The 11,705-nt window shown below is 66.2% G+C and carries 9 protein-coding genes; 6 read left to right on the forward strand and 3 right to left on the reverse strand.

Going from position 1 to position 11,705, the window contains the following annotated elements:
- Window positions 1-34: 34 nt before the first annotated feature.
- The 4 genes from GWQ44_RS21905 to GWQ44_RS21920 all read left to right on the forward strand — a co-directional run bounded on the left by GWQ44_RS21905 (window position 35) and on the right by GWQ44_RS21920 (window position 3,444).
- A complete protein-coding gene (locus GWQ44_RS21905; protein ID WP_275928267.1) occupies window positions 35-745 on the forward strand; it encodes an ABC transporter ATP-binding protein in 711 nt (236 codons plus the stop codon).
- Window position 746: 1 nt separating this feature from the next.
- Window positions 747-2,012, forward strand: coding sequence for an ABC transporter permease (locus tag GWQ44_RS21910; RefSeq protein WP_275928268.1), 1,266 nt, complete (start codon window positions 747-749; stop codon window positions 2,010-2,012).
- Window positions 2,013-2,037: 25 nt separating this feature from the next.
- The gene (locus GWQ44_RS21915) at window positions 2,038-2,559 is read left to right on the forward strand and encodes a DUF3299 domain-containing protein (protein WP_042942249.1); all 522 of its coding nucleotides are present in this window, start codon (window positions 2,038-2,040) and stop codon (window positions 2,557-2,559) included.
- A gap of 186 nt (window positions 2,560-2,745) precedes the next feature.
- Window positions 2,746-3,444, forward strand: a complete 699-nt coding sequence (locus GWQ44_RS21920; RefSeq protein ID WP_016968467.1) for an OmpW family outer membrane protein — start codon at window positions 2,746-2,748, stop codon at window positions 3,442-3,444.
- 60 nt (window positions 3,445-3,504) lie between these two features.
- On the opposite strand, the gene GWQ44_RS21925 is transcribed toward GWQ44_RS21920, so the two are convergent.
- Window positions 3,505-4,434 (reverse strand): NAD-dependent epimerase/dehydratase family protein, encoded by a 930-nt coding sequence (locus tag GWQ44_RS21925; protein WP_047306295.1) that lies wholly within the window; start codon window positions 4,432-4,434, stop codon window positions 3,505-3,507.
- Window positions 4,427-5,311 (reverse strand): sugar nucleotide-binding protein, encoded by an 885-nt coding sequence (locus GWQ44_RS21930; RefSeq protein ID WP_042942244.1) that lies wholly within the window; start codon window positions 5,309-5,311, stop codon window positions 4,427-4,429. Before GWQ44_RS21930 ends, GWQ44_RS21925 begins: the two co-directional genes overlap by 8 nt.
- 243 nt (window positions 5,312-5,554) lie before the next feature.
- Between GWQ44_RS21930 and GWQ44_RS21935 the strand changes: the two genes are divergently transcribed.
- Window positions 5,555-9,841: a DEAD/DEAH box helicase gene (locus GWQ44_RS21935; RefSeq protein WP_275928269.1), complete on the forward strand. Its 4,287-nt coding sequence runs from the start codon at window positions 5,555-5,557 to the stop codon at window positions 9,839-9,841.
- An 81-nt stretch (window positions 9,842-9,922) separates the two neighbouring features.
- Here the strand turns inward: GWQ44_RS21935 and GWQ44_RS21940 are convergent, their stop codons facing one another.
- Window positions 9,923-10,921: a GlxA family transcriptional regulator gene (locus GWQ44_RS21940; protein WP_275928270.1), complete on the reverse strand. Its 999-nt coding sequence runs from the start codon at window positions 10,919-10,921 to the stop codon at window positions 9,923-9,925.
- A gap of 102 nt (window positions 10,922-11,023) precedes the next feature.
- On the opposite strand from GWQ44_RS21940, the gene GWQ44_RS21945 reads away from it, so the two are divergent.
- A complete protein-coding gene (locus GWQ44_RS21945) occupies window positions 11,024-11,572 on the forward strand; it encodes a cysteine hydrolase family protein (protein ID WP_016964701.1) in 549 nt (182 codons plus the stop codon).
- Window positions 11,573-11,705 lie beyond the last annotated feature (133 nt).

The raw sequence follows: 11,705 nt of genomic DNA on the forward strand, positions 1-11,705 counted from the left end.
GCGGCTACACCACTCACTGCATGATCGGCCCAACATGACCCAAGCACTTATCGAACTGTCCGACCTGGGCTTCAGCTGGCCCGGCCACCCTCAGTTGCTGGACATCCCGGCCTTCCGCCTGGAAGCCGGCGAAACTCTATTCCTCAAGGGCCCCAGCGGCAGTGGCAAGACCACCCTGCTGGGTCTCTTGGGCGGCGTGCAAAAACCCAGTCGCGGCAGCATCCGCCTGCTGGGCCAGGAGCTGACCGAGCTGTCCGCCGGAGCCCGCGACCGCTTTCGTGTCGATCACACCGGCTATATCTTCCAGCAGTTCAACCTGCTGCCGTTTCTCTCGGTGCGCGAGAACGTCGAGCTGCCCTGCCACTTCTCCAGACTGCGGGCCAGCCGCGCCATTCAGCGCCACGGCAGCGTCGATCAGGCGGCTGCCACCCTGCTGTCCCACCTGGGCCTGAAGGACCCCGACCTGCTCGGTCGTCGCGCCGACTCACTGTCCATCGGCCAGCAGCAACGGGTCGCCGCGGCCAGGGCCTTGATCGGTCAGCCAGAGTTGGTGATCGCCGACGAACCCACCTCGGCGCTGGACTACGACGCCCGGGAAGCCTTCATCCAACTGCTGTTCGCCGAGTGCCGCGAGGCTGGGGCCAGCCTGCTGTTCGTCAGTCACGACCAGAGCCTGGCGCCGCTGTTCGATCGCCACCTGTCGCTGGCCGAACTCAATCGCGCCGCCACGCCCGCAGAGGTCTGAGATGTATCTGTTCCGTCTAGCCATGGCCAGCCTGGCTAACCGCCGCTTCACCGCGATCCTCACTGCCTTCGCCATTGCCCTGTCGGTCTGCCTGCTGCTGGCGGTGGAGCGGGTGCGCACCGAAGCCCGAGCCAGTTTCGCCAGCACCATCAGCGGCACCGACCTGATCGTCGGTGCCCGCTCCGGCTCGGTGAATCTGCTGCTGTATTCGGTGTTTCGCATCGGCAACGCCACCAACAACATTCGCTGGGACAGCTTCGAGCATTTCGCCAGCAACCCGAAAGTGAAGTGGGCGATCCCGATTTCCCTGGGCGACTCCCATCGCGGCTATCGGGTCATGGGCACCACCGACGCCTACTTCCAGCACTACCAGTACGGTCATCAGCAGAGCCTGCAACTGGCCGTGGGCCGGGCCTTCGCCAGCGACCCTTTCGAGGTGGTACTGGGGGCCGAAGTCGCCGATGCCCTGCACTACAAACTGGGGGACCAACTGGTGCTGGCCCATGGCGTGGCGGCCATCAGCCTGGTCAAGCACGACGACAAGCCGTTCACCGTGGTGGGCATCCTCAAGCGCACCGGGACCCCGGTGGACCGCACCCTGCACATCAGCCTGGGCGGCATGGAGGCGATCCACATCGACTGGCACAACGGCGTGCCGGCCCGTGGCGACGGTCGTATCAGTGCCGATCAGGCGCGCAACATGGACCTGACGCCCCAGGCGATCACCGCCTTCATGCTTGGCCTGAACAGCAAGATCTCGACCTTCGCCCTGCAACGCGAGATCAACGAGTTCCGCGGCGAGCCGATGCTGGCGATCCTGCCCGGCGTGGCCCTGCAGGAACTCTGGAGCCTGATGGGCACCGCCGAGCAAGCCTTGTTCGTGGTGTCGCTGTTCGTGGTGCTCACCGGCCTGATCGGCATGCTCACGGCGATCCTCACCAGCCTCAATGAGCGCCGTCGGGAGATGGCCATTCTGCGTTCGGTGGGCGCCCGGCCCTGGCATATTGCAACCCTGCTGGTACTGGAGGCCTTCGCCCTGGCGCTGACCGGGGTCCTGGCCGGGCTTGGCCTGCTGTACCTGGGCATCGCCCTGGCCCAGGGCTACGTGCAATCGAACTACGGCCTGTACCTGCCGCTGTCCTGGCCCAGCCAATATGAGTGGACGCTGCTGGGCGGTATCCTGATCGCCGCGCTGCTGATGGGCAGCGTGCCGGCCTGGCGCGCCTACCGGCAATCTTTGGCCGATGGCCTGTCGATTCGTTTATGAGCCCTGCCCTATGAAGACCCAACGCCTGCTGCGCTCCCTGCTTGCCCTGTCGCTGCTGCTCAGCTCGCCGCTGTGGGCGGCGGGGGCACCAAAGGACCTGACCTGGTCGGAAATGATCCCGCCGGACGCGCCGCCGGAAGTGCCGAACATGCAGCCGCTGCACGACCTGTCGCAGATGAGCAATGCACTGGCCGCCGAATCGGCCCCCGCCGCCAAGCAGGACCTGCCCAATGCACCGGTGGTCAAGAGCCTGGACGGCCAGACGGTGCGCCTGCCCGGCTACATCGTGCCCCTGGAAGTCAACGAGGAAGGCCGCACCACCGAGTTTCTCCTGGTGCCCTACTTCGGCGCCTGCATCCATGTGCCGCCACCGCCGTCGAACCAGATCGTCCACGTCACCAGCAAGGTCGGAGTGAAACTCGATGAGCTGTACCAGCCTTACTGGATCGAGGGCGACATGCAGGTCAAGCCCTCGACCAGCGAGCTGGCGGACGCCGGCTACCAGATGGCGGCACAGAAGATCTATGTCTATGAGTTGCAGGAGTGAGTGCGGCAGCGGCGCCAGCGAGCCGACTCAGGCAGGGTCTGGGCACCAGGCCAAAAGAGTGCAGAACAAAAGAATAGTTCAGCCCTGCCACCGGGGGTTGGCATTTCATTGAGCTGAGTCAAGGCGGTCAACTTGACGATCCTTACCATTGGACATAGCCAATTTGAATCGTCCTTTGGAGCTCCCATGCACAAGTCCCTGCTTAGCGCTTCCCTGATCGCGCTCGCACTCGCCGCCCCGATTGCCAACGCCCACGAAGCTGGCGATATCCTCGTCCGCGCCGGTGCCATCACCGTAAACCCGAAAGCCGACAGCGGCAGCGTCAAAGTGGACCGTGGCCCGGCGGCAGGCACCAACCTGGGTGGCAAGGCCACCATGGGTAGCGACACTCAACTGGGCCTGAACTTCGCCTACATGCTCACCAACAACATCGGTATCGAGCTGCTGGCGGCCACCCCGTTCGAGCACGACGTCAAACTCAAGGACACCTCCCTGGCCGCGGCCAACGGCAAGCTCGGTACCCTCAAGCACCTGCCGCCAACCCTGAGCGTGGTCTACTACCCGCTGGACTCCAAGTCGGTGTTCCAACCCTATGTCGGCGCCGGTATCAACTACACCTGGATCTACGACGAACACGTCGGCAGCCGTGCCAACGCAGCCGGTTTCGACAACTTCCGCGCCAAGAACTCCTGGGGCCTGGCCTGGCAGGTGGGTGCTGACTACATGCTGACCGACAAGCTGATGCTCAACGCCCAAGTGCGTTACATCGACATCAACACCACCGCCTACGTGGACAACAACAGCGTGGCCCCAGGCACTCGCGCCAAGGTCAACGTTGACGTCGATCCGATGGTCTACATGGTGGGTCTGGGCTACAAATTCTAAGCCCATCGCTGATGAAAAAAGGCGCCTTGCGAGGCGCCTTTTTCATGTCTGCGATATGCCTCAGCGCCCCATCAGGCGCGCCAGGCCGACACTCATCGGCGTGGGTTCGGGGAACCTGAAGCGCTGCAGCAGGCGCTGGTTGTTGGCCCGGGAATGACGGATATCCCCGGCGCGGGCCGGACCGTAGCTGATGGGCGGCAACTCGCCGACCACCTCGGCCAGGGCCGCAAGCATCTGCTTGAGGGTGGTGGCCTGGTTCAGGCCGACGTTGACCGCCCCCACTTCCAGCTGCGGCGCCTGGATGGCCTGTACCAGCACCTGCACCAGATCACCGACATAGACGAAGTCCCGAGTCTGCTCGCCATCGCCGAACACGGTGATGGGCAGCCCCTGTTGGGCCCGCTCACTGAAAATGCTGATCACCCCGGAATAGGGCGACGACGGATCCTGGCGCGGACCAAAGATATTGAAGAAGCGGAAGATCGCCGGTTCCAGACCGTGCTGGCGCCGGTAGAAGTCCAAGTAGTGTTCGCCGGCCAGCTTGTCCGAGGCGTAAGGGGTCAGCGGCGCCTTGGCCGTGTCCTCATCGATGGACTGGCCCTCGCCGTTGTTGCCGTACACCGCCGCACTGGACGCGAACAGCACCCGTTTGACGCCATGCAGGCGCATGGCCTCGCAGACATTCAGGGTGCCAATGAAGTTGCTCTGGTGGGTCTGCACCGGGTCGTCCACCGAAGCCTGCACCGATGCCACCGCCGCCAGGTGCGCCACGGCGCTGCAGCCTTGCATGACACGGTTCACCAGCGCCGCATCGGCTACGTCGCCCTCGATCAGTTCCAGCCGTGGGTTTGCCAATGGCAGGTTGCTCGGCTTGCCGGTGGACAAGTCGTCCAGCACCCGCACCGAGTAGCCGTTGGCGAGCAGGGCATCGGTCAGGTGCGAGCCGATAAAACCGGCACCGCCGGTGATCAATACAGGGCCATCAGCCATGACGATAAAACCTATCCAGTAAAGCCGGGAGCGCGGCACGCCAGGCGCGCGGCTTGATCCCGAAGGTGTGAAGGATCTTCTTGCAGGCCAGTACCGCGTGCTGCGGCTCTTCGGCGGCATCGGCGCAGGCCGCGTGGGCCTGGGCAGTGGGCGCCTCGATGGCCAGCGGATGCAGTTGCCGCGCCTCGCTGAGCACCGCCTGGCCCAGGGCCAGCGGGGTGGTCGCTTCCTGGCCGGCATAGTGATAGGTGCCCCACAGGGGCGCGGCGCAATCGAGCTGCTTGAGCACCGAGATGATCACGCGCGCGGCGTCGTCCACCGGCGTCGGATTGCCCCGACGGTCGTCCGCCATCAACAGCTCTTCGGGAGACTCGGCCCGGGCGAGAAAACGCCCGAGAATGCCCTCGGCACTGTCGTCCAGCAACCAGCCGAAACGCAGCAGCACGTGCTGAGGGCAGGTGGCGCGAACGCTCTGCTCGATCCGCCACAGCGCCTGACCGCGCAGCCCCAGAGGCACCGGCTCGTCTTTCTCGCTGTAGGCGGTGGCGCGAGAGCCGTCGAACACCCGGTAGCTCGAAGGTTGCAGCAGGATGATGTTGTGATGCTGGCAAAGCTCCGCCAGGCGCTCCACCGCACGTTCCTGGCCGCTCAGGCGGGCCTCGCCCACCGTCTCCGCCTGAAACCAGTCGAAGTAGTAAGCCAGATTGATCAAGGCATCCGGACGGGTGTCATCGAGCAGTTGCGTGAGGCTCGCGGCGTCCCAACCGTCTTGCGGGGGACGGGGAGCGAGGAAACCGATGTCTTCCTCCGCACCCAGGCGAATCAGCGCCTGCCCAAGGGCATTTCCGCCGCCCAGTAACATAAGGCGCATTCGCATAGAGTCAGCAGGCCCAGTCTGTTCAGAACGATGGTTTGGATCGGCCAATCCCGTGGTTTCGACCGTCGAGAATTGCCGGAATCGTTGCATTTTGCGGGTTTGTGGCGCAACCGTCACTGAGAAAGTGTCGGTGCGCGCCGATGCATCCCCTGCCTCAACTCTAGTTGCTGTCCACGGCGGCGGCAGCGGCGGCAAGGCGCCCGGTACTTGCAAGTTGGTCGCAGCGGCCGCATAAAACCCTTCATGAACCTTGCCGAATCCGTGAGCCCGGGCCTGGACGGTTTTCACCCCGCCGTCAGCGCCTGGTTCAAGCGTACCTTTGCCGCCGTGACCACGGCCCAGGCCCGCGCCTGGCCGTTGATCGCCCAGCGCCGCTCGACCCTGATCGCCGCCCCCACCGGTTCAGGCAAGACCCTCACCGCCTTTCTTGCCGTGATCGATGACCTGGTCCGCCAGGGCCTGGCCGCCGGAGGGCGCTTGCCGGACGCCACCCTGGTGGTCTACGTCTCGCCGCTCAAGGCCCTGAGCAACGATATCCAGCTCAACCTGCAACAGCCGCTGGCCGGCATCACCGAGCAGCTGCGCCGCATGGGCTTGCCGGAACTGTCCATCAGCACCGCAGTGCGTACCGGCGACACCCCGCAAAAAGACCGCAACGCCATGCGCAAGAGCGCGCCACAGATTCTCGTCACCACTCCGGAATCCCTCTACGTGCTGCTGGGTTCGGACTCCGGCCGCGCGATGCTGGCCAGCACCCGCACGGTGATCGTCGACGAGATCCACGCCCTGGCCGGGAGCAAGCGCGGCAGCCACCTGGCCCTGAGCCTGGAGCGCTTGCAGGCCCTGTGCAGCGAGCCTCTGCTGCGCATCGGCCTGTCCGCCACGCAGAAACCCATCGAGGCCGTGTCGCGGTTCCTGGTGGGCCATGAGCGGCCCTGCGAAATCGTCGACATCGGCCATGCCCGGCCCCGGGACCTGGACATCGAAGTGCCGCCCGTGCCGCTGTCGGCGGTCATGGCCAATGATGTCTGGGAGCTGGTGTACGAGCGCCTCGCCGAGCTGGTCCGCGAGCACCGCACCACGCTGATATTCGTCAACACCCGGCGCCTGGCCGAACGCCTGGCCCGGCACCTGAGCGAACGCCTGGGCAAGCCGGCGGTGGCCGCGCATCACGGCAGCCTGGCCAAGGAGCAGCGCCTGGACGCCGAGCAACGACTCAAGGCCGGCGAACTGCAAGTGCTGATCGCCACGGCGTCCCTGGAACTGGGCATCGATATCGGCGATGTCGACCTGGTGTGCCAGATCGGTTCACCCCGTTCGATCTCGGCCTTCTTGCAACGGGTCGGGCGCTCCGGCCATCAGGTGGGCGGCACGCCCAAAGGCCGGCTGTTCGCCCTGAGCCGGGACGACCTGATCGAATGCGCCGCCCTGCTGGACTGCGTGCGCCGCGGCGAGCTGGACAGCCTGCTGATCCCCCATGCACCACTGGATGTGCTGGCCCAGCAGATCGTTGCCGAAGTCAGCTGCCAGGAGTGGTCGGAAGCCGCCCTGCTGAGCCTGCTGCGCCGGGCCACGCCCTATGCCGATCTGGATCAGGCCCACTATCAGGCCCTGCTGCAGATGCTGGCCGAAGGTTTCAACGGTCGTCAGGGCCTGCGCAGCGCCTATCTGCATCGCGACGCCCTGACCCGCACCCTGCGCGGCCGTCGCGGGGCCAGGCTGACCGCGGTCACCAGCGGCGGGACCATTCCCGACAACGCCGACTACTGCGTGCTGCTCGAACCCCAGGGCCTGAACATCGGCAGCGTCAACGAAGACTTCGCCGTGGAGAGCATTGCCGGCGACGTGTTCCAGCTGGGCAACACCTCCTATCGCATCCTGCGGGTCGAAAGCGGCAAGGTGCGAGTCGAGGATGCCCAGGGCCAGCCGCCGAACATCCCCTTCTGGCTGGGCGAGGCCCCGGGCCGCAGCGCCGAACTGTCCAGCGCCGTGGCCCGCCTGCTGGCGCAACTGGACGCCCTGCTCGGCGCGACTCCGGGCCAGTTGCAACCGGCCATCGACTGGCTGCAAAAGGAGCTGGGGCTGAACCGCGTCAGCGCCGAGCAACTGGTGGATTACCTGGCACCGGCGCGCCTGGCCCTGGGCGCCCTGCCGTCCCAGGACACGCTGATCATGGAGCGCTTTTTCGACGAGTCCGGCGGCACCCAACTGGTGATACACAGCCCCTTCGGCAGCCGCATCAACCGCGCCTGGGGCCTGGCCCTGCGCAAACGCTTCTGCCGCACCTTCAATTTCGAACTGCAGGCCGCCGCCAGCGAAGACGCCATCGTCCTGTCGCTGTCCACCAGCCACAGCTTCGCCCTGGACGACGTCTGGCGTTACCTGCACAGCCACAGCGCCGAACACATCCTGATCCAGGCCTTGCTCGACGCGCCGCTGTTCGGCGTGCGCTGGCGCTGGAACGCCGGGGTGGCCCTGGCCCTGCCGCGCTACAGCGGTGGACGCAAAGTGGCGCCGCAGATCCAGCGGATGAAAAGCGAAGACCTGATCGCCAGCGTGTTCCCCGATCAGATCGCCTGCCTGGAAAACCTCGCCGGCGAGCGCGAGATTCCCGATCACCCCCTGGTGCAGCAAACCCTCGACGACTGCCTGCACCAGGCCATGGACAGCCAAGGCTGGCTGCACCTGCTGCGGCGCATGGAGCAGGGCCAGGTACGCCTGCTCAGCCGCGATTTGCCGGCGCCCTCGCCCCTGGCGGCGGAAATTCTCAGCGCCAAGCCCTACACCTTTCTCGATGACGCGCCCCTGGAAGAGCGCCGCACCCAGGCGGTACTGGCCCGGCGCTGGAGCGATCCGCAAGCCACCGATGACCTCGGTGCCCTGGATGCCGAAGCGATTGCCGCAGTGGCCGCCGAAGCCTGGCCGGCCCCGGCCGGCGCCGATGAAATGCATGAAGCACTGATGAGCCTGGCCTGTATCAGCGAAGCCGAAGCCCAGGCTAATCGCCATTGGCCGGACTGGCTGCAAACCCTCGCCAGCCAAGGCCGCGCCTGCCGCTTGCAGGCCGGCCCCGATGGCGGCTTGTGGCTGGCTCTGGAGCGCATCAGTTGCCTGCAGGCGCTGTACCCTCAGGCCGCCTTGCAACCCGCGCTGCAACCGCTGCCCGGTTTCGACCAGGTCTGGGAACAGCAGCCGGCCCTGGTGGAGCTGATTCGCGCCCGCCTCAGCGGCTTCGCTCCCCTGACCCTGGCGCAGATCGCCGCGCCTCTCGGCCTGCCTGCGGCCAGCATCCACCAGGCGCTGATCCAGCTGGAGAGCGAAGGCTATGTACTGCGTGGGCGCTTCAGCCCCGGAGGCGATCAAGAGCAATGGTGCGAACGCCACCTGCTGGCGCGGATTCATCGCTACACGGTCAAGCGCCTGCGCCGGGAAATCGAACCGGTGGCGCTGCAGGACTTCATTCGTTTCCTGTTCGACTGGCAGCACCTGTCACCCGCCACCCAGGGCCGGGGCAGCGCCATGCTCGGCGCAGTGGTCGGCCAGCTCGAAGGCTACCCGGCAGCGGCTTCGGCCTGGGACAGCGACCTGCTGCCAGCACGGATCAAGGATTACTCCGCCAGTTGGCTGGATGAACTGTGCCGCAGCGGCAAGCTGGCCTGGAGTCGGATCAACAGCACCGGCAAGGCCGCCAGCGGTGCCTTGCGCAGCACACCGATCGTGCTGCTGCCACGTGCGCGGGTGGCCCTCTGGAGCAGCTTGAGCGGTCCGGTCGAGCCTCACTCACTCTCGCCCAAGGCACAGAAGGTCCACGCCGTGCTGAGCCAGCAGGGCGCACTGTTTTTCGATGAACTGCTGCACGAAGCCCACCTGCTGCGCAGCGAGCTGGAAAGCGTGTTGCAGGAGCTGGTGGGGGCCGGGCTGGTCAACGCCGACAGCTTCGCCGGGTTGCGCGCCCTGATCACCCCGGCGAGCAAACGCCAGAACCGCAGCAGCCGACGCGGCCGTGGCGCCTTCGTCGGCGGCATGGACGATGCCGGACGCTGGGCCCTGCTGCGCCGCGCCGCGCCTGAAGATCCGGCGACCACCCTGGAGCAGGTGGCCATGACCTTGTTGCGGCGTTACGGCGTGGTGTTCTGGCGCCTGCTGGAGCGCGAGGCGGACTGGCTGCCCAGCTGGCGCGAACTGCTGCGCACCTTGCATCGCCTGGAAGCCCGCGGGGAAATCCGCGGCGGACGCTTTGTCAGCGGCCTGGCCGGCGAGCAGTTCGCCTTGCCGGAGGCCATCCCCTTGCTGCGGGAGGTCCGCCGGCGTCCCCACGACGGCAGCCTGATCGCCGTGTGCGGGGTCGATCCGCTGAACCTGGCGGGCACACTGCTGCCCGGGCCCAAGGTTCCGGCCCTCAGCGGCAATCGCCTGGTGTATCGCGACGGACTGCCCGCCGCCGCCGACATCGCCGGCACCCAGCAGCTGTGGATGGAGCTGGCGCCGGATGAGGCCCAGGCCTTGCGCAACAAGCTGGTACAGCGCTGAGTCTTGCGGCGGCTCATGGAAGGCGGATGGACTCCTGAGCCCGGTGCAGGATCCACGCCCCATGCGCCAGCCAGCCGGCGCCTACTGGCTGCGGCTGGCGGCACCGGGCGCCGCGCCAAAGCGACTGCGGTATTCGCTGGGCGCCAGACCGGTGATTTTCCTGAACAGGCTGCGAAAGGTCGCCGGGTCCTGATAACCCACGGTCCAGGCGATGTGATCGATGGTGCCCCTGGTGAATTCGAGCAGCTCCCGGGCCTTGCCCACCCGCAGGTGCTGGCAGTACTGAGTCGGTTTGAGGCCGGTGGCCGCGCGAAACCGCCGCAACAGGGTGCGCTCTTCCAGCCCCGCCTGTTGCGCCATCACCGGCAGCGACACATCCACAGCGCCATTGGCCTGCAACCAGTGCTGCAACTTGAGAATCGCGCTGTCGCCATGGTTGAGGATCGGCGCGAAATTGCTCCCGCACTGGCTGGCGCTGGCGCTGTGCTCCATCACCAGAAAGCGTGCGGTGGCGCTGGCAATGCTCGGCCCCAGCATGCGGTCCACCAGACGCAGCCCCAGTTCGGCCCAGGCCATCAGGCCGGCGGTGGTGATCAGGTCGCCGTCATCGACGATGGGCTGGTCAGCCTCCAGGCGCACCTGGGGATAACGCGCGGCAAATGCCCGGGCCGAGGTCCAGTGGGTGGTGGCGCTCCGACCATCGAGCAGACCGCTTTCGGCCAGCAGGATCGACCCCACGCACACGCCGCCGAGGGTGGCGCCGGCGGCATGCTGGCGGCGCAGCCAGGTCACCACGGCAGCAGATGCCTGAGCGGCGGAAAACCCCGTCAGCGACGGTGGTATCACCACGGCCTGCAAGCCGGTGTCCGGCCCCGGCAGGCTGTCATGGACCCGCCCCAGGCCCTGTTCGTCATCCCCCTGCCAATGGCTCACGCGCAAGCGCGGCAGCGCTGCCTGCGGCTGTTCAGCGGCGATCCGGTTGGCCACTTCGAACAGGTCGGTCAGGCCATGCACCGCCGCCATCTGCACCCCGGGATACAGCAGTACGCCAAGCTCGACGACCGCGTCTTGAATGCCCACTGTCAGTTTTCCCCCTGTTAATGTCGTTGCGGCCAATCCTCCAAAGGACAGCGGGTGCCGATACTGAGCCCCACAGCAAACATACACTTGGAGGCAACACCCATGGCCAAACAGGCGCTCATCGTAATCGATATCCAGAACGACTACTTCGCCGGCGGCAAGTGGCCACTGGTCGGCGTCGACGCGGCGGCGGACAACGCCGCGCGGCTGATCCAGGCCTTTCGCCGGAACGCCGATCCGGTGGTGCATGTCCGCCATGAATTCACTTCCGACAGCGCGCCGTTCTTCACCCCGGGCTCGGAAGGCGCGCGCCTGCACGCCAAGGTGCTGAACCAGGATGATGAGCCAGTGGTGCTCAAGCACTTCGTCAACTCGTTCCGCGACACCGAGCTGCACTCGATCCTTGAGCAGCAGGGCATCGAGGAACTGGTGATCGTCGGCAACATGAGCCACATGTGCGTGGAAGGCACCGCCCGCGCCGCAGCCGACCTGGGCTACCCGGTGAAGGTGATCCACGATGCCTGTGCCACCCTCGACCTGGAGTTCAATGGTCAGCGCGTGGCCGCGGCGCAAGTGCAGAGCGCGGTGATGGCGGGCCTGGCCTTTGCCTACGCCACTGTGTTGTCCACCGAAGCGTTTCTGGCGGCCTGACGGATGGCCTGAGTGGTCCTTCGGCATTGCGGTGGGCACACCCCACCGCAATCACCTACGGCATGGCGCGACCGGTGCGACAACCGACAATAGTTACGAATGATTCTATTTAGCCTTTAAAGTGTTAGTTGTT

This window comes from Pseudomonas sp. 3MA1 (assembly GCF_029237275.1).
GTDB classification, from domain to species: Bacteria; Pseudomonadota; Gammaproteobacteria; order Pseudomonadales; family Pseudomonadaceae; genus Aquipseudomonas; species Aquipseudomonas fluorescens_AP.